20 protein-coding genes and 1 tRNA gene are annotated in these 23020 nt (G+C 47.8%); 16 read left to right on the forward strand and 5 right to left on the reverse strand.

From position 1 onward, the window contains the following. Positions 1–28 precede the first annotated feature (28 nt). The 6 genes from livH (at position 29) to Q0882_RS13725 (ending at position 5722) form a co-directional block, all read left to right on the forward strand. On the forward strand, positions 29–955 hold the full coding sequence (livH, locus tag Q0882_RS13700) for a high-affinity branched-chain amino acid ABC transporter permease LivH (RefSeq protein ID WP_299182815.1): 927 nt from the start codon (positions 29–31) through the stop codon (positions 953–955). Beyond that, positions 955–2211 carry a high-affinity branched-chain amino acid ABC transporter permease LivM gene (locus Q0882_RS13705; RefSeq protein WP_299182818.1) on the forward strand — a complete coding sequence of 419 codons (1257 nt, stop codon included), beginning with the start codon at positions 955–957 and terminating at the stop codon, positions 2209–2211. The genes livH and Q0882_RS13705 overlap by 1 nt, the downstream gene beginning before the upstream one ends. Next, the gene (gene livG, locus Q0882_RS13710; RefSeq protein ID WP_299182819.1) at positions 2208–2975 is read left to right on the forward strand and encodes a high-affinity branched-chain amino acid ABC transporter ATP-binding protein LivG; all 768 of its coding nucleotides are present in this window, start codon (positions 2208–2210) and stop codon (positions 2973–2975) included. Before Q0882_RS13705 ends, livG begins: the two co-directional genes overlap by 4 nt. After that, positions 2976–3677, forward strand: coding sequence for an ABC transporter ATP-binding protein (locus tag Q0882_RS13715; protein ID WP_299182820.1), 702 nt, complete (start codon positions 2976–2978; stop codon positions 3675–3677). A gap of 371 nt (positions 3678–4048) precedes the next feature. Further along, positions 4049–4420 carry a hypothetical protein gene (locus Q0882_RS13720; protein ID WP_299182821.1) on the forward strand — a complete coding sequence of 124 codons (372 nt, stop codon included), beginning with the start codon at positions 4049–4051 and terminating at the stop codon, positions 4418–4420. Positions 4421–4816: 396 nt separating this feature from the next. Then, positions 4817–5722, forward strand: a complete 906-nt coding sequence (locus Q0882_RS13725) for an HDOD domain-containing protein (RefSeq protein WP_299182824.1) — start codon at positions 4817–4819, stop codon at positions 5720–5722. A 50-nt stretch (positions 5723–5772) separates the two neighbouring features. Here the strand turns inward: Q0882_RS13725 and Q0882_RS13730 are convergent, their stop codons facing one another. Then, the gene (locus tag Q0882_RS13730; protein ID WP_299182827.1) at positions 5773–6699 is read right to left on the reverse strand and encodes a LysR family transcriptional regulator; all 927 of its coding nucleotides are present in this window, start codon (positions 6697–6699) and stop codon (positions 5773–5775) included. A gap of 199 nt (positions 6700–6898) precedes the next feature. On the opposite strand from Q0882_RS13730, the gene Q0882_RS13735 reads away from it, so the two are divergent. The 6 genes from Q0882_RS13735 (at position 6899) to Q0882_RS13760 (ending at position 13542) form a co-directional block, all read left to right on the forward strand. Next, on the forward strand, positions 6899–7870 hold the full coding sequence (locus tag Q0882_RS13735; protein WP_299182829.1) for a TauD/TfdA family dioxygenase: 972 nt from the start codon (positions 6899–6901) through the stop codon (positions 7868–7870). Positions 7871–8017: 147 nt separating this feature from the next. After that, positions 8018–9502 (forward strand): FAD-linked oxidase C-terminal domain-containing protein, encoded by a 1485-nt coding sequence (locus Q0882_RS13740; protein ID WP_299182830.1) that lies wholly within the window; start codon positions 8018–8020, stop codon positions 9500–9502. Then, positions 9502–10614: a glycolate oxidase subunit GlcE gene (gene glcE / locus Q0882_RS13745; protein ID WP_299182831.1), complete on the forward strand. Its 1113-nt coding sequence runs from the start codon at positions 9502–9504 to the stop codon at positions 10612–10614. The genes Q0882_RS13740 and glcE overlap by 1 nt, the downstream gene beginning before the upstream one ends. A gap of 28 nt (positions 10615–10642) precedes the next feature. Further along, on the forward strand, positions 10643–11878 hold the full coding sequence (glcF, locus tag Q0882_RS13750) for a glycolate oxidase subunit GlcF (RefSeq protein WP_299182834.1): 1236 nt from the start codon (positions 10643–10645) through the stop codon (positions 11876–11878). A gap of 48 nt (positions 11879–11926) precedes the next feature. After that, positions 11927–12952: a TRAP transporter substrate-binding protein gene (locus Q0882_RS13755; RefSeq protein ID WP_299182837.1), complete on the forward strand. Its 1026-nt coding sequence runs from the start codon at positions 11927–11929 to the stop codon at positions 12950–12952. Between the two features lie 293 nt (positions 12953–13245). Next, a complete protein-coding gene (locus Q0882_RS13760) occupies positions 13246–13542 on the forward strand; it encodes a DUF1840 domain-containing protein (RefSeq protein ID WP_299182840.1) in 297 nt (98 codons plus the stop codon). Positions 13543–13614: 72 nt separating this feature from the next. Here Q0882_RS13760 and Q0882_RS13765 read toward each other — a convergent pair. The 4 genes from Q0882_RS13765 to Q0882_RS13780 all read right to left on the reverse strand — a co-directional run bounded on the left by Q0882_RS13765 (position 13615) and on the right by Q0882_RS13780 (position 18092). Then, positions 13615–13690: transfer RNA gene (locus Q0882_RS13765), tRNA-Ala, on the reverse strand. A gap of 81 nt (positions 13691–13771) precedes the next feature. After that, positions 13772–15934: an EAL domain-containing protein gene (locus tag Q0882_RS13770; protein WP_299182842.1), complete on the reverse strand. Its 2163-nt coding sequence runs from the start codon at positions 15932–15934 to the stop codon at positions 13772–13774. A gap of 166 nt (positions 15935–16100) precedes the next feature. Continuing rightward, complete coding sequence (gene gltX / locus Q0882_RS13775) at positions 16101–17603, reverse strand: glutamate--tRNA ligase (protein ID WP_299182844.1); 1503 nt, start codon at positions 17601–17603, stop codon at positions 16101–16103. Between the two features lie 99 nt (positions 17604–17702). Continuing rightward, on the reverse strand, positions 17703–18092 hold the full coding sequence (locus Q0882_RS13780; RefSeq protein WP_299182846.1) for a diacylglycerol kinase: 390 nt from the start codon (positions 18090–18092) through the stop codon (positions 17703–17705). Between the two features lie 230 nt (positions 18093–18322). On the opposite strand from Q0882_RS13780, the gene Q0882_RS13785 reads away from it, so the two are divergent. From Q0882_RS13785 to Q0882_RS13800, 4 genes are all read left to right on the forward strand, one after another. Next, a complete protein-coding gene (locus Q0882_RS13785) occupies positions 18323–19018 on the forward strand; it encodes a hypothetical protein (protein WP_299182849.1) in 696 nt (231 codons plus the stop codon). A gap of 138 nt (positions 19019–19156) precedes the next feature. Then, positions 19157–20140 carry a tRNA dihydrouridine(20/20a) synthase DusA gene (gene dusA / locus Q0882_RS13790; protein ID WP_299182851.1) on the forward strand — a complete coding sequence of 328 codons (984 nt, stop codon included), beginning with the start codon at positions 19157–19159 and terminating at the stop codon, positions 20138–20140. A gap of 17 nt (positions 20141–20157) precedes the next feature. Continuing rightward, the gene (gene tal, locus Q0882_RS13795) at positions 20158–21108 is read left to right on the forward strand and encodes a transaldolase (RefSeq protein WP_299182853.1); all 951 of its coding nucleotides are present in this window, start codon (positions 20158–20160) and stop codon (positions 21106–21108) included. 116 nt (positions 21109–21224) lie between these two features. Next, complete coding sequence (locus Q0882_RS13800) at positions 21225–22916, forward strand: HAD family hydrolase (protein WP_299182854.1); 1692 nt, start codon at positions 21225–21227, stop codon at positions 22914–22916. Positions 22917–23020 lie beyond the last annotated feature (104 nt).

Here is a 23020-nt window from a genome sequence, read left to right on the forward strand (position 1 = left end):
GGGGGGTCATGCTATCTGGTCCCTGTAAATGTCTGAATTTTCACTCTATCTTTTACAACAGCTAATTAATGGCCTGACCATCGGATCTACCTATGCCTTGATCGCTATCGGTTACACGATGGTTTACGGCATTATCGGTATGATCAACTTTGCCCATGGCGAGATCTATATGATCGGCTCCTACGTAGCCTTTATCGTCATTGCCGGATTACTCGGTATGGGCCTGGTCTCGCTTCCTATCATTTTAATTGTCGCTCTGATTGTTGCAGTCGTCATATCGAGTACCTATGGGTGGACGGTTGAGCGTGTGGCATACCGGCCACTGAGAGGATCAAACAGACTGATCCCTCTCATCTCAGCAATCGGTATGTCGATCTTTCTGCAGAACTTTGTCGGTATTTCACAAGGCTACCGTGACGTTGCCCTTCCTCCACAAGTCGTGGGTGGATGGACCTTCGGCGATCCGTCAGTGTTTGAGGTTACCGTCTCTTATATGCAGTTAATGATCTGGGCCGCGACCCTGATCACAATGACTGCGCTGACGCTTTTCATATCCCGGTCACGCATGGGTAGAGCCTGTCGCGCCTGCTCAGAAGATCTAGGCATGACCAATCTCCTGGGCATCGACACCAACAAGATTATTGCACTGACATTTATTGTGGGTGCGGCATTAGCGGCTATCGCAGGCCTGCTATTGGGTTTGTATTACGGCGTTGTAAACCCCTTTGTAGGGTTCATTGCCGGCCTGAAAGCCTTCACAGCAGCTGTACTTGGCGGTATCGGTTCTATCCCAGGCGCCATGCTTGGAGGTCTGGTGTTAGGTGTAACAGAGGCGATGACTGCCGCTTTCTTCCCATCAGAATATAAGGATGTTGTCGCATTTGGTCTGCTGGTGCTGATTCTCCTGTTCCGCCCAAGCGGATTACTGGGCAAACCGGAAGTGGAGAAGGTCTAATGCAGGGTAAATTGTATAACGCTTTATTTGCTTCTGGGATCGCACTTATTCTGACCTGCCTGATGGTCGGCATTAAACTCGATACCGAGGGAACACAACTCGCTATCAAAGGTGCGACAACCCAACAGTGGCTCTGGATTGGCCTGGGTATTGGCCTGGTTTTTCTGTCCCAGATATTCTCGGATCAGATCGATTCAGCTTTCAGCAAAGTACCTAAACCCCAGCTAAGCAAACTTCTACCAGAAGAGAAGAAAATGTCGGTGCTGAAGCCCTGGCTAATCGCTCTGCTTGTGGTAGTGATGCTGATCTGGCCATTTATGGTCTCACGTGGTTCCGTTGATCTCGCAACACTTGCCCTAATCTACATCATGCTCGGGCTCGGGCTGAATATAGTGGTGGGTCTGGCCGGACTTCTCGACCTCGGTTTTGTTGCCTTTTATGCGGTAGGAGCTTACACCTACGCCCTGTTATCAGAATATTTTGGAATGTCTTTCTGGGCATGCCTTCCAATTTCTGCAGGTTTGGCAGCCCTGTTTGGATTTGTTCTCGGATTCCCTGTGCTGCGCCTCAGAGGGGATTACCTGGCAATCGTGACTCTGGGTTTTGGTGAGATCATCCGAATTCTGCTAAATAACTGGACAGCTGTTACCGGAGGCCCTAATGGCATCTCTGGGATCGCCAAGCCAACGCTTTTCGGTCTGGAATTCAGCCGCAGAGCGAAAGAGGAAGGAAATATTCCATTCCATGAGTTCTTTGGAATCGATTACTCAAGCTCCTATAAAGTGATCTTCCTCTACCTGATTGCGGTTATTCTGACAATCTTCGTGATTTACGTTATCAACCGACTAATACGTATGCCTGTGGGCCGTGCCTGGGAAGCCCTTCGTGAAGATGAAATCGCGTGCCGCTCTTTAGGGCTTAACCGAACCGTGATCAAGTTATCAGCATTCACGCTAGGTGCCTCTACAGCCGGTTTTGCTGGGGCATTCTTCGCAGCCAGACAAGGATTTATCAGTCCTGAGTCATTTATCTTCATCGAATCAGCCATCATCCTGGCCATTGTCGTGCTAGGAGGGATGGGCTCACAGGTTGGCGTTATACTCGCTGCCATTATTATGACCATCCTGCCCGAACTGGCACGTGAGTTCTCTGAATATCGCATGCTGCTGTTCGGATTACTGATGGTTATTATGATGCGCTGGCGCCCTCAGGGCCTGGTACCCATGAAACGCCCACATCTGGAGCTGAATAGATGAGCCAATTACTTCTTGATGTAAATGCACTCACCATGCGTTTTGGAGGGCTGGTAGCGGTTAATGGTGTGAACCTGAAGGTGAAAAACCGTCAGATCGTCTCGATTATCGGCCCCAACGGTGCGGGAAAAACCACCGTATTTAACTGCCTGTCTGGCTTCTATATCCCAACCAGCGGCAGTGTCATGTTCAAAAACGAACAGATTGCCGGACTGAAAGATTTCCAGATATCCCGCAAAGGTCTGGTTCGTACTTTCCAGCACGTTCGTCTATTTTCGAACATGACCGTTGTCGAAAACATGCTGGTTGCGCAACACCGTCACCTGAACACAAACCTGTTCTCGGGACTTTTCAAGACCCCCTCTTACCGACGCAAAGAGCATGAGGCGATGGATCATGCCGCACAGTGGCTCGAGGAGGTTGGATTGTTGGATGTTGCCAACCGTCAGGCGGGTAATCTGTCTTACGGACAACAGAGACGTCTGGAGATCGCTCGCTGTATGGTGACGCAACCTGAGCTTTTGTTATTGGATGAACCGGCTGCAGGCCTTAACCCCAATGAAACCAAAGAGCTTGATGAGTTGATCATCAAACTACGTGATGAGCACGAAATTTCCATTGTTCTGATTGAGCATGATATGAGCCTGGTGATGGGTATCTCAGATCATATCTATGTGATCGCACAGGGTACGCCTCTCGCTGACGGTTCCCCTGACGAGATTAAGAACAACCCTGATGTAATCAAAGCATATCTGGGAGAGGATTAAATGCTCAGTGTAGATAAGGTAAACACCCACTATGGCCAGATACAGGCGCTACACGATATCTCGCTGGAAGTTAAACAGGGAGAGATCGTTACCCTAATCGGCGCCAATGGCGCGGGTAAAACAACACTCATGATGACAATCTGTGGTGATCCTCAAGCCACCTCGGGCACCATCAGCTTTGATGGTGAAATCATCAGTGGACTGACAACTCCCGCCATCATGCAGAAAGGCTTAGCAATCGTGCCGGAAGGTCGTCGAGTGTTCAGCGGGATGACCGTGGAAGAAAACCTGTTTATGGGATCCTATTTTCGCGATAAATCAGAAGCACAGAAAACGGCTAAGCATGTTCTGGAACTCTTCCCTCGACTTGAGGAGAGGTTCAGCCAGCGCGCGGGAACTATGTCTGGTGGTGAACAACAGATGCTTGCGATTGGACGTGCCATGATGTCAAAGCCACGCATGATCTTGCTAGATGAGCCATCCCTCGGGCTGGCACCCATCATCATCCAGCAGATTTTCGATATCATCGAGCAACTTCGTGACGAGGGTGTCACCATCTTTCTCGTCGAACAAAACGCTAACCAGGCACTGAGAATTGCTGACCGTGGTTATGTTTTGGAGAACGGTCGCGTGGTGATGGAAGACACTGGGGATGCTCTTCTCACCAATGATGACGTGAGAAAGGCCTATCTAGGGGGATAATTCCCTGAGGCCTGAGGTAGTACCCTATAGATAAAGCCGCCTCCGGGCGGCTTTATCATTCCATTAATCTACAACAACTTATCTTTAGTCTTACGCACCTGCAAAATAAGAATTTTTCTTATTTTTGTATCTTCCCTCTTTAACTATCCTTTCATAACTGCTTGGTATGTTCACGGATCAGCAGCATTGGTAGATGGTCAACATTACAACTGATCGAGTCATCGGTAGCTTTCTTTCGCTGGAAACACCGTGAGTTCGTCAAGCGTTTCAGCAGGTACCCCTCAAGGATGAGGCGCTTCCAGAAAGGAAGCCTTATTAAATCTACAGATTTTACACTGTAGCTATTCAGACAATCATTGCAGGGTTATTTTGTGTTTAGATTGGTTAAAGATTTTATAAATTTTCAGTTTTGTTATTACTGGATTGATGAGGCAACAACTAAGGTGAGCCCCGATCTTCCGACGTTTAATCACGCCCAGGAATGGATAATCAGCTACCACTTTTCACAGTATCAGGGCCCAGAGCGCAGAAAACGTAAAGTAGATCGCCGTTTACTGGATGCAAAAAAACAGTACTCTAGCCGCCGGAAATCGACCTCAAAGGGAAGACGGATTACAGACAAACCTATTTCAATCGATATCGATCTGGCACATAAAAAGCTGCAGATACTAATGAGCGAGCAAAAAACCAAAGAAAAAGAGCCAATTAGGAATTTTTCTAATACAGAGGCAAGCCTGCTGTAACTAGAATTAAACTATTCAATTTAACATCGTAAGCGACAAGGATCTGTCGACATGCTTACTCATCCAAACTGCCAGACCTGCTCACACTCCCCCCAACAAACCCTCCTCGAACCCATGGGGTACGGTGCAGGAAGTCGGATATTTACCTGTAAAATGTGCGGTGCCTATTGGCTTCATACAGATAAAGGTTGGGAACTGCTAATTCCCGGAGGCTGGATCAGTAAATACTACCAGGACGATGAGTAACAACTTCTATACTCCACTCCTCCCCACCTAATAATCTTTGATTAAAAGCACTTATCCCCATCTCTGCAAGCATATCTGCTATGCTAATCGTGATAATGCCTGTTTATAAAATCTTATAATTCAGGTAGATAGTTTTTGGAGAGAGACCCGGTGACACTGAAGAAGAGAAAGCTCACCTTACAACTTATTGAGGAACGTTTAAATTTTCTTCCCTTACTTCCGTCTGTCGTCTGTGAGCTGATCAATCTTGATCAGGATTCAGATGATTTTTATGAGAAGATGGCAAAGCTAACAGAGACCGATCCGCCATTAGCCGCACGTGTACTGGCTATTGCAAATTCAGCATCTGCCGCTCCCACCAAACCTATCACTAACATACAGGAAGCCCTGATCCGCGTTGGTGTTGGAACAATTATCTCGTTAATCACAACCCTGTCTGTTGCTAAGATTTTTGTCCCAAATAAGCCCGAGCACAAAGCGATCTGGCAGCATTCAATTGAGACAGCTATTTTTGCACGATTTATAGCCTCGCATATGCCCAGCTTGCAGGTTGATAAACACCTGGCGTACACCTGTGGTCTATTACATGATATTGGCCGTTTTGCCATGTTTGAGATCTCAGCAAAATCGGTTGAGGTTATCGACAGTAAGGGGTGGAATAGCCCAATAGAACTACCTCAGGTAGAACAGCATATATTGGGATTTACCCATGCTGAGGTTGGCTATAAGGCCGCTGTTAAATGGCAGCTCCCAAAAGAGGTTCAAAATCTGATCCGCTACCATCATCGATACAATATCAGCATGATCGACAAAGCGCCTGATTCCTTCAAAAACTTAGTTATTCTGGTTCAGTATGCCGATCTGTTGAGTGTCTTCGTTGAAAAAAATCCAGAGTGGCCTAGTTGGAAAGCGGAAGTACTTCGGCAAGAGATTCCTAAATACTGCCAGCATAAAGACTGGCCCGCATTAGAATTCCCACTGGATGCTATTCTGAAATCCTTGCCGGATATGGCCTCAGAAGTTGATGAGATTATGGGAAGTTTACGTATCCACTGATTAATATAGGGCGTAGCGTAACTAATTAAGTTTCAACTGTATTAATTCGTCTAACTTTGAGCCTCTCCATCTAGCAGTTTCTGCTCACAAAGCCTTCCGACCAATTCAATCATCAAAGCTTCGATCGCACGACAAGCCGTTGTAACCGGGCGCTCTTTTAAACGCACTAAGGAATGAATCCTCTCAATTCTTGGCTCAATTATCTTCAAGGCGCTTATCTCTCCCCTTTGCAGCTCCACTTCCATGACATCACGGGGAATAATGGCATTCGCGATCCCACTGTTAACCAAACAACGTATTCCTAAACCCGTATCCTGCTCGTAGCGGATATCTAACGGGCGGCGGGCCTCCAGTGCGGCCTGCTCAATGTGCAATCGAATATTATGTGGTCGAGAGGGTGCAACGATGGGATAATCCGCCAACTGCTCAAATAGAATGGTCTCAGTATTATCTTCCAATCCTATGTTTTTCCCTACAAGACACAATGACTCTCGATATACCGGTAACACTTCGACTCCACTAAGGTCTGCAGCGTTGGGAATTAACCCAAGATCGACTTTTCCATCGGCTATCTGTTGCGCTGCTTCAAGGCTCATAGCTTCAAAAACATTCAGCTGAACATCAGGAAAACGCCGCTCAGCCTCTGTCACTAGCAGAGGGAGCAGGCTGTATGCTTTAGATGCATCAATCACAAGTCGAACCTCCCCCCTTGGAGAAAATTCATTAGAGTTAACATCCGCTCGGGCACTTTCAACCTGCCGCAGAATTAGGGTTGCATGGTGGTATAACTTCTCCCCTGCCGCTGTTAACTGAACCCCTTTGACCGTTCGGGTAAACAACTCTATCCCCAGCTCTCTTTCCAAAGCTGCTACCTGATTGCTCAAAGCGGGTTGGGCTATATACAAATACCTTGATGCTGCTGAAACACTGCCAAGTTCCGCTATTTTCAAAAAGTATTTCAACTGATTGAGTTTCACACCACTTCCCCTTGTCACTAAACGACATTCTCATGTATATCTTTTTGATATGGAATAACATATCCATTATGTATTTTTTTCTATATGAAATCATAATTATAGTGGCTTCTATCGCTTCCAATTAGCTTGATACGTACCCGATAGGGTTTAGCAGCATCAACATCAAATAATAAAAACAGGTTTTTTTGAGGAATAGATAATGAGTGTCATTCATAAAGAAAAGATAGAAGGCCCATCTGCATGGAAAGGCAAAGATATAAAAGATGATACGTCTTGGATTTATCAGTGGTCTGATCACTCAATTCGCGTTCTCGAGAAAGCCTTAGAAAATATAAATTCTAAAGGCCTCAAAGCACCTAACTTTACTAAAGAAGATTTCCCAATTACCGAGCTTCAAGAAGACATCAGCTACTTCAATGAAGAACTAGAGAATGGCCGGGGTTTCATTGTCATTCGCGGCCTACCGATTGAGCGATACACCGATGAAGAGGCAGCTATCCTTTACTACGGTTTAGGTCTCCATATGGGCACTCCGGTTTCTCAAAATATTAAAGGCGACTTGTTAGGCCATGTGAGAAACATTGGAGCCGAAGATACAAAACAGGTTCGCGTCTATGAGACGAATGAATACCTGCCTTATCATGCTGATCTGTCCGACGTTGTTGGATTGCTGTGTCTGCGTAAAGCGAAATCGGGAGGCATGAGCAGCATATCAAGTGCGATGACCCTCTTTAATGAAATTCTGGAAAAGCACCCTGAGTACCTTGGGGTTCTTCACCGTCACTTTTTGTTAGAGCACCTTAATGATGGTGATGTTGGCCTAACGCCAATCTTTAGTTATCACAACGGTAAGTTAAGTGCGATGTACTTGCGCCAGTATATCGAGATCGCTCAGGTAAATGCTGGCTTGCCCCTATCTCCTGTGGAAGTTGAAGCCTTAGATCTGATTGATTCGATCTTATCTGATCCGGATATCCGATTAGACATGATGATGGAACCTGGTGATATTCAGTTCGTTAATAACTATTCAATTTTCCATTCTCGTACAAGCTTCGAAGATTACGACGAACTGGAACGCAGACGTCATCTGTATCGATTATGGTTAAAGATGCCTAATGCCAGAGAACTGGCGTCAGATTTTCCAGGACGAAATGGCATTTCCAAACGCTAACTTACACAACAGCCGATTCTTCTGATTTCAAACCGTTTGGCCCTCATATCTTATACATATGGGGTGCCAAGACATGCTGTATGTGATTTAGGCACCTTTTGCTTACAGCGATCTGTGTTTCTTCCCGTATGAAAACTGGATCACGCCATGACACTTCTTAGCGCCAACTTACGTGACAATCTACTGAACAGCCTTTTACCAGAGCTGTGCCAATTGATTCCTGCGCAATCGATCATCACAGAAATTGAGCAGCTGCGTACTTTTGAATGTGACGCCTTCACCACCATGCGACAACTGCCGTTGCTGACAGTACTGCCAGAAACGATCGAACAGGTACAGCACGTGATGCGTTGCTGTTATCAGTTAAATATTCCCGTCGTAGCTCGCGGTGCAGGCACTGGGTTAACCGCGGGTTCAATGCCCGTTGAAAATGGTGTTTTGCTTGGAATGAGCAAATTTGACGAGATCCATGATATCGATCTTAACAATCGTACAGCCCTAATCGGCCCCGGGGTCCGCAACCAGTCGGTTTCAGATGCGGTTGCACCCTATAATCTGTATTTCGCACCGGACCCCTCCTCACAACTGGCCTGCTCCGTAGGTGGCAATGTTGCCGAAAACGCAGGCGGTGTGCACTGTCTGAAATATGGTCTAACCGTACATAACATCCTTGAACTTGAACTGGTGACCATCGAAGGTGAGCTGATAACTCTTGGAAGCGCAGCACTGGATGCGGCGGGCTATGATCTCACCGCAATCATGACCGGTTCAGAAGGTCTTTTGGGTATCGTCGTTAAAATTAGGGTAAAACTCTTACCGATCCCGACCAGCACACGAGTCATGCTTGCAGCCTTTGCGACCATTGAAGATGCGGGGGACGCCATTGCAGCAGTGATCGGAGCCGGGATTATTCCTGCTGGGTTGGAGATGATTGATCAAACCGGAATTTGTGCTATCGAGGAGCTAATGCATGCGGGGTACCCAACAGATGCAGCAGCGATCATTATCTGCGAACTGGATGGTAGTGTTGCCGAAGTTGAAGATGAACTGAATAACGTCATCGCTATCTTCACCCATCTCAATGCAACTGATATTCAGATCGCCAGTAATGCCGAAGAGAGCAAACGTATCTGGGCTGCACGTAAGGCGGCATTCCCCGCTCTCGCCAGACTCGCACCGGATAATTATATTATGGACGGCACCATCCCACGCCGCGCCCTGTCCCAGGTATGGAAGCAGATCAACCAACTAGCGGAACAGTATCAGCTTCAGGTGGTTAATGTCTTCCACGCAGGCGATGGCAACATGCATCCATCAATTCTATTTGACGCCTCTGATGAAGAGCAGCACCAGCGTGCTTTTGAACTAGGTACCCGCATTCTTGAACTTTGTATCCAAGTTGGAGGTACCATTTCTGGCGAACATGGAATCGGCCTGGAGAAGATAAACCAGATGTGCCTGCAGTTTTCCTCCACCGAACTACAACAGTTCCATGCCCTCAAACAAGCTTTTGATGCAAAACAACTACTCAATCCCGGCAAGCAGATCCCGACCCTGGCTCGTTGTTCCGAATTCAATGCAATGCATGTGCATCAAGGTGAGATGCCATTCCCCCATCTGGAGCGTTTCTGATGAGGCAAGCTATATCTCCTCCCTCCTTGATGGCTATGACTCAGGATCAAGCTCACGATCATGCACAGGCGTTAGCTGAGCAGGTACGCCAGGCCTATGTAAAGAAACAGCCTCTTGCGATCTCCGGGGGGGGCAGTAAAGGTTTTTATGGCCTTCCGGTTGAGGGAGAAACGATTTCGCTCTGTGATTATCAGGGAATCATTAGCTATGAACCTTCGGAGCTGGTGATAACCGCACGAGCAGGAACCCCACTCCATATAATCGAAGCGGTCCTGGCTGAAAAGGGCCAGATGTTAGGCTTTGAGCCGCCCCACTATGATCCCAATGCGACTCTGGGGGGCACCATTGCCTGCGGATTATCCGGCCCCCGGCGCCCATTTAGTGGTGCAGCACGCGACTTCGTTCTAGGCGTAACGATGATCAACGGTAAAGGGGATATCCTGCGCTTTGGTGGTCAGGTGATGAAAAATGTAGCGGGCTATGATGTATCACGGTTGATGTGTGGTGCTCAGGGGACTCTTGGCGTACTACTGGAGGTGAGTCTGAAAGTGGTTCCTATCCCCAACTATGAAGAGACCCAAGTACTCAACTGCACTGAAGCGGAGATGCACAGGCTGTTAAGTGAACTGGGACGCCAACCGCTGCCCATCTCAGCCACTCTGTTTCATGACGATCAACTCTATATTCGCCTCTCCGGTACAGCAATGGGTGTCCCTTCTGCAGCGCGGATAATCGGTGGGGCCCCTCTGAGAGACGAACACCTCTGGTCACAGATCAAAGAGCAACAGCACCCATTTTTTCAGTCTGAGCAGATCTGCTGGCGCCTCTCATTGCCACCCGCAGCAAACCCTATTCCGACAGAAATAGCTAAAGATCAACTTATTGAGTGGGGTGGCGCTCAACGCTGGATATATAGCGAAGCCAGCGACTCCGACATTCTTCAGTGGGCGGAAGCCAATGGGGGCCATGCCACAGCTGTGGATCGCGGGATTCGAGGTTCTACCCGGTTTCACCCACTCAGCCCGGCACTGCTTTCCCTTAGTAAGCGTATTAAACAGAGCTTCGATCCAGCCGGCATTCTGAATGCGGGTCGCCTCTATCCCGACCTGTAACCTACTTGAATAGAGATGAAAGACAACTATGCAGACCAAAATTGCTGAACCACTCAAACAGATCCCGCATATTCAGGAGGCGGAATCGATACTAAGAAAGTGCGTTCATTGCGGCTTCTGCTTGGCAACATGCCCCACCTATAACCTCACAGGTAACGAACTGGACAGCCCTCGGGGACGAATCTACCTGCTTAAACAGCTATTCGAAGGCAACCCTGTTTCCAGAATCACACAACAGCACCTGGACAACTGCCTCACCTGCCGAGCCTGTGAAACAACCTGCCCTTCAAATGTGCAGTATCATCGCCTTATGGAGATCGGTAGTCCCCTAGTGGATCAGAACGTACCTCGCACTCTGAAACAGCGCCTGTTACGCACTGCAATTCTTAACATTTTACCTTACCGGAACCGATTCACCCCGTTGCTACGCACAGCGCAGGCATTTCGTCCCCTACTACCGAAGTCACTCAATAACAAAGTGCCAGTTAGGAAAAAACTTAAGACTCATAAAGCAAAAACCTCCACAGATAATACCCCTCGTAAAATGTTACTACTGGAGGGCTGCGTACAACCAGGTATTGATCCGGATATCAACGCTGCAGCAACCCGGGTGCTCGCACAACTCGGGATCTCACTCATCACCACACCAAAAGCAGGCTGTTGCGGGGCCCTGAGCTACCACCTTAACCAGCAGGCAGATGGACTGGATTTCATGCGTCGTAATATCGATGCCTGGTGGCCACTGATCGAACAAGGCTGCGAAGCGATTGTCATGACCGCCAGCGGCTGCGGAACAACAGTTAAGGAATATGGCAAGTTACTCAAAAACGATCCTGTATATGCAGATAAAGCGCAGCGAGTCTCCTCCCTGACTCAGGACTTGGTTGAGGTACTCAGTCGCGAGCCTCTGGAACCCCTAGCCATAAGTCCTACCTCAAGTCTGGCATTCCAGTGCCCATGTTCCCTACAACACGGTCAGGGGCTCACCGGCACAGTAGAAGCACTTCTAACCCGAATGGGGTTCGAACTCAAACCTGTGAGTGACAACCATCTTTGCTGCGGATCAGCCGGAACCTATTCGATTTTTCAACCGGAGTTGGCAGATCAACTGCGGCAGAAAAAACTTCAAGCTTTAGACAACTCAGGTGCTGATCAATATGTGTCTGCCAATATCGGTTGTATTAGCCACCTCTCAGAAGGTACTCATCATTCCGTAAAACACTGGATACAGATCGTCGATACCGCTCTGAAACACACTGCTTAAGTATTCTCACCCCAAAAATAGATAAAAAATAATAAGAAGGTAATTACTATGAAATTAAAAACTCTGTTCAAACCAGTAGCCAGTATCGCACTGGGTATGACGTTAGCCACCAGCACATTCGCCGAAACCACCATGCGAGTAGCAAGCTGGCTACCACCCACTCACCCTCAGAATGCAGTCGTTTTAGACACCTGGGGTAAATGGATCGATGAAGCCACCGAAGGTCGGGTAAAGATGGTGATCGAATATGGTATGGGCCACCCTAAAACAATGTTCGACCTTGTTGAAGATGGTGTAGTCGATGCCAGTTGGAGTGTGCATGGATATATCCCCGGTCGATTCAAATTGACCGAATCTGTCGAACTACCAAACCTTAATGCCAGCGCAGAAGCTGCTTCAGTAGCTCTCTGGAGGGTAAGCAACAAGTACTACAAACAGGCGAATGAACATGACGGTTTGACGCTGGCCGCTCTGTTTACACATGGACCGGGCCAGATCCACCTCGCCGAACCCATCAACTCATTAGCAGATATGAAGGGCCGTAAAATTCGTTTGGGAGGTGGCATCCAAAGCGCGTTAGGCGAGCGTATGGAGGTTACACCCGTCGGGGCACCCGCCCCCAAAGTTTATGAGATGATGCAGCAAGGAGTGGTCGATGGCGTCTTTATCCCTGCTGGTGAACAGAAAACCCTCCGCCTGAACGAAGTTACAAAACAGCTCGTTCTGCTGCCCGGCGGTATGTATACCATGAGCTTTGCTATGTTCCTCAACCCGGACTTTATGGCAGGGCTGAGTCCGGAAGATCAGCAGGCAATAATTAAAGTGTCCGGCGAGAAGCTCTCCGCTCTGGCAGGTCGTGCATGGGATGCAGGCGATGCTGAAGGCCTGAAAGTTGCAAAAAAAGCGGGGGTTTCGATTCTTGAGGTGAAGCCTGGTGACCTCATTGATCAAGAGTTCCAGTCAATGATCAAGGGTATGGATGAGGATTACCTATCCCGCGTTGCTGACCGTGAGGTAGATGCAGCTGGCGCGTTGAAAGAGCTGCGTGAGATCGCTCGAAACTACAAACCTTAACTCAACATCTCAAGTGGCTAGCCGGACTAGAAGTTGAACCGACCTGCTCTGGAACTCACTTTTCGAAGGCGCTAGCGCATAGTCAGTTTAACTGTAGCTAGCCCTTCTTCCATTCCACTCTAATTCGATACTTTTTCAATGAAATGGCAGTAGTCTTTTCTGATATTGCGTATCGGCATAAGCGCCTAGTCCCACTGAAGCATACGAACAGAGCAGTACGCTATAATAAAGACACCCTTCCTTTCTGCCGCATTTTACTCATCAGTAAAGGTTAAAAAATCAAGGAGCATCTTATGCTAGTAACATTCACAACCGATAGTTATAGCAATATTACGATGTTTGGCGATATCGGAATTTCCATGCTGGAGATGATGGGACATAGCACTACCGTCCCTGGCGCAATTCTGGCGGCGGACGTACCTGAAGCACTGCGAAAGCTAACTGCTGCAGTTGATGCTGATAAAACGCAGCCACTCGTAGTTGACGAAGATACTGATGAAACAGAGGTGAGCATTGCAAATCGAGCGATCCCGCTTATTGATCTTCTTACCGCTGCAGTGAATGAAAAATCTGACGTTATGTGGAAATAGTGACAGAGCAGGATCAACAACTCTTTTTCGCTGATAGCGAATACAAGTCGGGATTATAAATAGATAAGGAATTGGTGGAGCCTAGCGGGATCGAACCGCTGACCTGTTCGCTGCCAGCGAACCGCTCTCCCAGCTGAGCTAAGGCCCCATATGAAGGTGGCGCTATATTAATGAGCACGGACCTAAGTGTCAACTTATTCAATCAAAACATATGGTTGCCTGATAGGGATCAGGTAATAAGTTCATGAAACTCGAGTTCACTGTAGGGTAAAGGTTTACTAAACAGGTAACCCTGCACCAGATCGCAACCTGCCGAGTCGATAAAATCAAGCTGAGTTTGATTCTCAACACCTTCTGCGATAACACTTAAGCCCAATCGATGCGCCATCGCAATAATCGCTTCTACAATCTGTCGATCGTGATGATCATGTTCTACATCTCTAACAAAGGAACGATCAATCTTCAAAGCATCAACAGGTAACTGTTTCAGTTGAGCCAGAGAGGAATAACCGGTCCCGAAATCATCGATGGAACAACGGCAACCAATGTTTCTGAGTAAGCGTAACTGCCTTAAGGCCTCCTCCATATTTTCCATGATCGTTGTTTCAGTGATCTCCATCTCGATCATGGCTGGATCGATACCGTAGCGATTAAAAATCTGCTTGGTATCTACTGCAAAATTGGGGTTTGCCAGTTGCTTAGCACTGATATTGATTGCAATCGGTACTAATGGGTCACTAATCTCAAGGGAGCGTTTAACACGTGCACAGGCCTGCTCAATTACCCAGTCACCAATCGTAAGAATAAGGCCACACTGTTCTGCTACAGGAATAAATTTATCGGGAGGGATCAAACCTCGTTCTGGATGATTCCACCGAATCAATGCCTCCAACATCACCACCTGCCGGTTAGCCAGCCTGATAATAGGCTGATAATAAAGTTCCAGATCTCCATTCTCGATTGCGATCTTCAACTCCTGCTCAATTCTTAATCTCTCAACCGCTTGTGCCTGCAGGGAATGATTAAAAAACGAAGCCTGGTTCTTGCCTAATTTTTTAGATTCATACAGTGCCATATCCGCATTATTCAGCAGTTCACGCAAATTCGTCGCATCTTCGGGGAGTAGTGTGATACCGATCGATAAACTGACATTCAATGTATGATTTTCAACGACCATCTCTTGTCGTACATTCTTGATAATCTTCTCAGCGATCGCTTTGCAATCTTTTGCTCGATCAACATTCATCATCAAAATCGCATACTCATCTCCACCCAGACGGCAAACGATGTCGCTTTCTCTCATTGTTGCTTTTATGCGGTTGGCAACCTCAATTAAAAGTTGATCACCCGCATTGTGGCCAAGTGTGTCATTTACCTTTTTAAAATCATCCAGGTCCAGATACATCAATGCGGCTTTTTTACCGGTTCTCTGTAACAGTTTGATCTCATACTCTAACTGCTGAAGAAAAAGTCTACGATTCACCAGACCTGTTAAAACATCATAAAATGCGAGGTCATTTAACTGTTTCGTCTTTTCAGCAACAATCAGTTTGAGCCTTTGGGGCTCTTTAAGGATATAAGCAAGAAGGAATGCAAGAAGAGCAGCGACCAGAGTTGACATAACAACCCCTTCCCACAGCTCCAACGGCCTTTCAGGCAGGGGACGACTGACCGTCAGTGTCCACACAGAGTTAGGAACGTTTATGTCATGACTTTGCGTGAGTGGACCCAGTTGTTTCTGAGAACTATGGAACGTCTCAGGTTTTCCCGTATCGGGGTGCATTCTTGATATCTCATAGCTATACCCTCTGGTTTCAAGTGAATCCAGATCAGTAAAGCTCAAGAGTGTTTCAAGATATATCAGAGCGGATGCAAATCCCCAAAATACCTCCTGATCACCCTCATTAATAAAAACAGGATTACGCCCAATCACCGCAACACCACCTTGAATGAGCTCAAAAGGGCCTGCAAGGGTTAGTTGTCTCGCATCGACAGCTAACATCGCCTCAGCGCGACGCTTGTCATCACGCAACAGGTCGTGACCGATCGCTTTCTCGTTCCCTGCTAATGGGTATATATAGCGGATCACGCCATCAGGTGCTAACTGCAGATTGGATATACCGCCGGTTGAACGGATTATCTGTTCAGCAAATTGGTCAAACCCTTCCACCCGGCCTTCGTTGTATCTCACTTCATGTTTTAACAGATAGGTACTTGAGAGTGAACGTGCCAGCCTTCGCTCGATACTTGCAGCCTGAGACGTCGCCACCCCCTTAATCAGGTACTCCTGCTCTCTCTCCCAGACCTGCTCATAGAGATAGACAAGATAGGATCCCAGAGAAGCGGCACCGAAAAATAGTATCCAACAAGCCAATAATCTCAAATATCCCACAGTCGCTCCTGATAAAGCCACACACAAATAACTGAGCTTGCCTTTTCCTGCTTTACGACAAGTATCCTGTTATAGATCAGTTCCTTACGCTGAGTATAGATAACTATCGGAAAAAAAATAAAAAAACCCGCATCTGCGGGTTTTTTTTATAAGTTCTTATACTGAATTAACCTTCAATTGTTTGTGCCAATTCGCGGAACTCTTTCTCCCAACGCTTCGCTTCTTTTTTAGAAGGAGCGCCCAGAACATTCAGAGCATGACGTAAACGAGCACGACTCATATCCGGTCCCAGAATTGCCATAGAATCCATCACAGAAACGGTTTGGTTTGTTCCTGCAATCGCAATAAAGAGCGGGAAAAGGAAATCACGGATTTTAAAGCCCATCGCATCAGCCAGCTGCTTAAGCTGTCCAAACAGACGGTCTTTATTCCATTGATTCTCCGTATCCAACAGCCATACAGAGTATTGCAGCATGCGACGGATATCTGCTGTTTCCAGAGATTTATGTTCAAAATCAGATTCAGAGATATCCAGCATACCCGATAGGAAGAAACTAGCTAAAGGCGCAACATCAGAAAGCTTTTCTACACGTTGCTGAATCAGAGGTACGATCTGCATTAGGTATTCAGGATTCAGCGCCCACTCCTGAAATTTTGCGGCAAACTGAGCAGGGTCCAGATCTTCACGTAACCACAGCCCGTTCAACCAGCTTAGCTTCTCCTGATCAAAGATCGGACCGCCTAGTGATACGCGCTGAATATCGAAATTTTCGAACATCTGCTGACGAGAGAACTTTTCACTCTCATCTGGCATCGACCACCCCATACGGCCCAGATAGTTCAGTAGTGCCTCAGGCAGGAAGCCCATGCGCTGGTAGTAAAGGATGCTGGTCGGGTTCTTACGTTTTGACAGTTTAGACTTGTCCGGGTTACGCAGCAGAGGCATATGACACAGTTTCGGCATATCCCAGCCAAAGTATTCATACAGCAGTTTGTGCTTAGGCGCCGAGTTGATCCACTCCTCACCGCGGATAACATGAGTGATCTCCATCAGATGATCATCCACTACATTCGCCAGGTGGTAGGTTGGCATGCCATCCGATTTCAGAAGAATCTGCGCATCAACCATGCCCCATTCCAGTTCAATCGTGCCACGTAGCATATCATCTACTTCGCAAGCACCTTCGCCTTCTGGAACCACCATTCGAACAACGTAAGGAGCACCTGCCGCTTTACGTTTTTCCACTTCGGCATCTGGCAGCGCAAGGTCACTCTGTTTCAATGCGGTATGACCACCTGCTGCACGACGTGCTGCACGCAGCTCTTCTAACTCTTCGGAAGTCCGATAGCAGAGAAATGCTTTCCCCTCTTCCACCAGCTGCATCGCGTATTTTGCATAATCCGCTTTACGCTCGCTCTGGCGGTAAGGGCCATGCGGTCCACCCACATCCGGACCTTCATCCCATTCAAGGCCTAACCAACGTAATGAATCCAGAATTTTCTGCTCAGATTCATCTGTACTACGCGTCTGATCGGTGTCTTCAATACGCAGAATAAACTGACCGCCATGTTGGCGGGCAAATGCCAGATTGAACAGTGCGATGTAAGCAGTGCCTACATGAGGGTCACCTGTTGGAGAAGGTGCAACACGGGTACGAACAGTCGTCATTGGTGTCCTTGAATCTCTTGTAAAAAGGAATATTGGCGTGAATTATATACTCTGCGGCCGGTTATGAGCCACTAAGAAATCGGTAAAGCGGGCCTAAGTTCAGAGAAAGTTTTCCCAGAGGACAGCCCCCCAGATCAGCGCTCCTATGACCAATGAAACCATCACCACGGCAGAGCCCAGATCTTTTGCTAACCCTGCAAGTTCATGAAACTCAGTCCCGGCACGATCAACAACCGCTTCAATCGCGGAGTTAACTAATTCAAAAGCGATCACCAGAAGACAGGTACAGATGAGCGCCGCCAACTGCATGGGCGTTTGCGCCACAACAAAGGCGACCGGTATTAATACTGCACTGCCCCAGACTTCGTAGCGAAAAGCAGGTTCCTGTGCATATGCAGCTTTTAAACCCTTCCATGAATAGAGCGAAGCGTAATAAAAACGCTTCAGACCTGTATTCTTAGCTGTAAATCCACTCTCTGTTTCAGGCATCGTTTTAATCTTCCTTTAGGAACTGAATCTCAGTGATAAAAGCCGTCATAGGCTATCATCTAAGCCTCGCTGACCCAATCCTCATATATGAGATAGATATGAACAGTTTTTTACATCACCTTTCCAACTCTCTCTGATCGAAATAAAAACCCCTTCAGAGGTTAGAATCGAGCCATTATAGGCTACACTTTATCCAGCAGTTAACCCCTAAAAACCACGGGGATAGGGATATGAACAGATACTACTTGGCTGTTACTTTTATCTGCCTGACGTTTTTTAACAGTCATGCATTTGCCGCGAAACCCGTTCGCCCCCCTGCAGTGCCTCCACCGGATGTCCATGCTGTCAAAATAGACTATACAAACGGGCTGGTATTGATTGAAGGCGCAGATCTTCATCCAGTCTCTGCAGCGGCTGAACTTGCTGGAGTCCCCCTGACGATGGATGGAAGCTCAACAGAATCTCTGCTTCAGTTTCCCTTTACCAGTGATGTAACCGATGCTGTCGATGAGATGGGTAACTATGTAGTAACTCTCTCTACAGATGGAGGGAGCCTCTCTCTTACCGCCTTTATACCCTTTGGACTTGCTCTGGTTACACCCCCGCCTCCACCCGGCGAAGACTGCCCCTGCTCAACGGAATGGGATGACAAAAGCACTGCTCCATCACCGAGTGGGTTTGCTGGCCAAACACCGTACTGCAGCGAAGATACCGGGAGTTATGTCACCGTTCAGTTTTATGACATTCCGGCGAACAATTACTGGGTACTAAGAACGCAGTGGTCTGATGGTGCTGGTTATTGTGAGCTGTATATAGACGTACCAAGACGGAGCCTGAGCAATCAGACAGAATTCGATGCTTGCGCCAGCTATTTACGTAACATCGTTCTTGTTTGGGGAAATCAGGATCAACTCTGCCTGTTTTAAGTATTAATCCACTTGAACCGGGCCGCTAGAGTCACAGATATCTATTCTGGGTAGCTGCGATTGATACTGTGCAGCGAAAATGAAGCAGACAGTATATAATCGCGGTTGTTTTTAACTCAGAGCACTGCCAACAGATTCATGACCTCCTCCACAGATACCCTGAACCGCCGTTTCACCGTTGCACCGATGATGGACTGGACCGACCGGCACTGCCGATATTTCCACCGTATTCTCAGCAAACACGCAGTCCTTTATACAGAGATGGTCACGACCGGCGCCCTGATCCATGCAGATCCGGAACGCTTCCTCCGCTTTAACCAGGAGGAACATCCTGTTGCTCTTCAACTGGGCGGCAGTAATGCTAAAGAGCTTGCTCTGTGTACCAAAATGGCTGAAGACTATGGTTATGACGAGGTTAACCTGAATGTAGGTTGCCCCAGTGACCGGGTCCAGAACAACATGATTGGAGCCTGCCTGATGGCACACCCGGCACTGGTATCAGAATGTCTCTCTGAGATGCAGTCCGCTGTATCAATACCGGTCACGGTTAAACATCGGCTTGGAATTGATGATATGGACAGCTATGAAGAGCTTCATCAGTTTGTTGAAACCGTCCAAGAATCCGGTTGCAATGTGTTTATCATACATGCCCGTAAAGCGATCCTTCAGGGCCTTAGCCCAAAAGAGAATCGAGATATTCCCCCGCTAAAATATGAGTGGGTATACCAGATCAAACAGGCTTTTCCTGAGCTTGAGATTCACATAAATGGCGGCATAAAAACAATCGACGAGTGTAAAACACATCTTCAACATGTTGATGGTGTAATGCTTGGCCGGGAAGCCTATCAGAATCCCTACCTGCTATCAGAAGTAGACCAGGCATTTTATGCCGATTCCAGATCCCAAATCAGCCGGAAAGCGGCTGCTATGGCGATGCTCCCTTACATTGAAGACCAGCTCTCACAGGGAGCTGCTCTAAATCATATACTGCGCCACATGCTTGGCCTCTTCCACGCTCAAAGAGGGGGAAAGCAGTTCCGACGTTTTATTAGCGAAAATGCGCATAAACCTGGCGCAACAATTGATGTACTCTTGGAAGCGCTGGAACGCGTTCCCGATTAATAATGGACCCGATTGAAATGACAAGTCAGTTAGAACAGTTAAAACAGATAACGACCGTTGTTGCAGACACCGGTGACATTGAGGCGATCGCTCGCTTCAAACCTGTTGATGCAACCACCAATCCTTCACTTCTGCTCAAGGCCGCAGAGCTTCCTCAGTACAAAAACCTGCTGGTTACTGCTAAAAACTGGGCTTCTGATCAGAGCGGGTCTGAACAGGAAGTGCTGGATAACATGACCGACCGTCTGGCTGTTGAGATCGGCAAAGAGATCCTGAAAATCATTCCAGGCCGTATCTCTACAGAAGTGGATGCACGCCTCTCTTTTGATACTGAGGCCACCCTGCGACGCGCTCGCAAGCTGATCGCTCTCTATGAAGATGCCGGCATCGAAAAAGAGCGCATTCTTATCAAAATAGCCTCCACCTGGGAGGGTATTCAGGCAGCCCGCCAGCTTGAGCAGGAGGGGATCAACTGCAACCTGACACTGCTCTTCAGTTTTGCTCAGGCCGCCGCATGTGCGGATGCAGGTGTCTACCTGATCTCGCCATTCGTTGGCCGAATTCTTGATTGGTACAAAGCCAACGAAGAGGGTGACTTCACGGGTGCAAATGACCCTGGTGTTCAGTCCGTTACCGGCATCTACAACTACTACAAGTCTAACGGCTACAACACCATCGTCATGGGTGCCAGTTTCCGTAATATCAGTGAGATTCAGGAGCTGGCTGGTTGCGACCGTCTCACCATCGCACCCGCCCTGATGCAGGAGCTGGAAGATAATCAAGATTCTCTACCGGTTAAACTGGACAGTACAGCCGCAAAATCACCACAGGGTAAACTCTCGCTCTCCGAATCAGAATTCCGATGGATGATGAATGAAGATGCGATGGCCACAGAGAAGTTGGCCCAGGGGATCCGTAATTTTGCAGCAGACCAGATAAAACTGGAAAAGCTGCTTGCTGCAGTGTAAGCCCGCCCACTAATCGATCAGGCCACGACTGTTAACTCAGTGGTGGCCTTTTATTACCGATATTCTGTCTATACTGATCTCTATGCCCTCTTTGTTTTTGGCTGAGGAGATCTGAAATGGACCCTGTTGTACTCCCCTATCCCAAGCTGATGCTATTCGATTGGCATGGCACCCTGGTTGATACTCATGGCGCAATGTACCAAGCCATAGAGGAGATGCTCTCACAACTGGATGAACTGGATCTTACAAGACATATCCTGCCTGAAACAGATGCTAAAACGGAAGATGACGAGAAGCTGATCCGCTATATTCGAATCTATCGGCATCTGCATCCACGTGTTCTCGCAGAGCAGAGGATATCGCGCACCGATGTATTTGAAGTACTCTTCGGAGACAATGATGTTGCGAATACGATCGCTCACAAAGCCTATAACGACTGTTATCGTAATCACTACGGTAGTGTTAAACCGTTCCAGGCCGGAATGTACGAATACCTGACCTACCTGAAACAGCTCGGGATAAGAATTGGAGTCGTTACCAACCGGAGTAGAGAGTTCCTTGAACCTGAACTGGCGAGTGTTGAAAAAGGGCGCTGGCAGGGATTATTTGATGTCACCTTGTGCGGTGACGAGATGCACCGTTATAAACCCGCCCCGGATTCAATGTCCCAAGCGGCCTCGCCTCTGGGGTTAGATGCCGACTCTCACCTCTGGTATATCGGAGACAGTGTTACCGATATGATGACTGCTACCAGAGCCCGAGTCACACGGGTCTTTTATAATGGAGCCCTCTGGACACCCCACTGGTTTGAACAGGTTTTTGCCGAAACGGCCCATCATCAATATGACCCTGACATTATTGTCGATGATTTTGATGAACTACTCGATCTGGTGCTGCAGAGCAGTGATCACTCCTTTACACCCGAGCAACTTCAGCTAAGGCCTGACAGACTGCCGCCGCGTCAATTGCAACCACCTCGTGAGGAACCCGACTGGCATCCGGCTATTGCTTCTCTAACCTACCCTAGCGTCATCCTGTTTGACTGGCATGCCACTCTGGTAGATACCCTGGATGCGATGTACCACGCTGTGGACGATATGCTCAAAGAACTCCGGGAAATAGGCCTGTTAGAGCATCTGGTAGATGCAGCTCGCTGTAAATCCCCAGATGATCAGCGACTGGTTGAATATGTCCGTGAGAATCTGAGCCTGCACCCCAAGATTAAGCTGGATCGCAAAATATCCCGTACAGATATCTTCGAAATACTATTTGCCGAAAACGAGGTCGCTAAAAAACTTGCGCACAAAACGTTTACTGATCACTACCGGAAATATTTTGGTACAGCCCTGCCCTTTGAACCCAAAGTGGGTGAGATGCTGGCAGGCTTACGTAAACTGGGACTGGTCGTTGGCGTGATCACCAACCGTGACCGTGAGTTTTTCCTGCATGAACTCAACATGGTTGATGGAGGTTGGGCCCATCTGTTCGATACTGAGATCTGCGGCGATGATACGGTGCAGCGCAAACCCCACACCGATCAGATACTAAAGGCCGCTGATAACCTGAATATCAGCCTGGGTGAGGATATCTGGTATGTCGGCGACAGCACTACTGATGTGATCGCTGCCAAGTCGGCAGGCATCACCAGCGTTTTTTTCAATGGTGCCCAGTGGGATCAACCCTGGCTTAATAAAATCTTCCCAGGCAGTGAGCGCTATCCTTACAAACCGGATGTAGTGGTCAATGATTTTGCTGAGTTCTGGGCGATGCTGCTGACCTGTCGCCAGCAGCAAAAACGCGCGAATTGATAGTTAGATTAAGAGCTCTGATAGCCACTATTAATCGCCTATATGCGTGGCCGATCCCTTCAACTCATAGGACCTCCTACGATATCGTAGCATCACAACACTGT

It is taken from the genome of uncultured Neptuniibacter sp. (genome assembly GCF_947498015.1).
GTDB lineage: Bacteria > Pseudomonadota > Gammaproteobacteria > Pseudomonadales > Balneatricaceae > Neptuniibacter.

Bases quoted from the DNA above. Each gene is read 5' to 3' on its own strand.
- livH (WP_299182815.1), top strand. From the start codon at position 29: ATGTCTGAATTTTCACTCTATCTTTTACAACAGCTAATTAATGGCCTG.
- Q0882_RS13760 (WP_299182840.1), top strand. From the start codon at position 13,246: ATGCTAGTAACATTCACAACCGATAGTTATAGCAATATTACGATGTTT.
- glcF (WP_299182834.1), top strand. From the start codon at position 10,643: ATGCAGACCAAAATTGCTGAACCACTCAAACAGATCCCGCATATTCAG.
- dusA (WP_299182851.1), top strand. From the start codon at position 19,157: ATGACCTCCTCCACAGATACCCTGAACCGCCGTTTCACCGTTGCACCG.
- Q0882_RS13715 (WP_299182820.1), top strand. From the start codon at position 2,976: ATGCTCAGTGTAGATAAGGTAAACACCCACTATGGCCAGATACAGGCG.
- glcE (WP_299182831.1), top strand. From the start codon at position 9,502: ATGAGGCAAGCTATATCTCCTCCCTCCTTGATGGCTATGACTCAGGAT.
- livG (WP_299182819.1), top strand. From the start codon at position 2,208: ATGAGCCAATTACTTCTTGATGTAAATGCACTCACCATGCGTTTTGGA.
- tal (WP_299182853.1), top strand. From the start codon at position 20,158: ATGACAAGTCAGTTAGAACAGTTAAAACAGATAACGACCGTTGTTGCA.
- Q0882_RS13785 (WP_299182849.1), top strand. From the start codon at position 18,323: ATGAACAGATACTACTTGGCTGTTACTTTTATCTGCCTGACGTTTTTT.
- Q0882_RS13705 (WP_299182818.1), top strand. From the start codon at position 955: ATGCAGGGTAAATTGTATAACGCTTTATTTGCTTCTGGGATCGCACTT.
- Q0882_RS13740 (WP_299182830.1), top strand. From the start codon at position 8,018: ATGACACTTCTTAGCGCCAACTTACGTGACAATCTACTGAACAGCCTT.
- gltX (WP_299182844.1), bottom strand. From the start codon at position 17,603: ATGACGACTGTTCGTACCCGTGTTGCACCTTCTCCAACAGGTGACCCT.
- Q0882_RS13780 (WP_299182846.1), bottom strand. From the start codon at position 18,092: ATGCCTGAAACAGAGAGTGGATTTACAGCTAAGAATACAGGTCTGAAG.
- Q0882_RS13800 (WP_299182854.1), top strand. From the start codon at position 21,225: ATGGACCCTGTTGTACTCCCCTATCCCAAGCTGATGCTATTCGATTGG.
- Q0882_RS13735 (WP_299182829.1), top strand. From the start codon at position 6,899: ATGAGTGTCATTCATAAAGAAAAGATAGAAGGCCCATCTGCATGGAAA.
- Q0882_RS13755 (WP_299182837.1), top strand. From the start codon at position 11,927: ATGAAATTAAAAACTCTGTTCAAACCAGTAGCCAGTATCGCACTGGGT.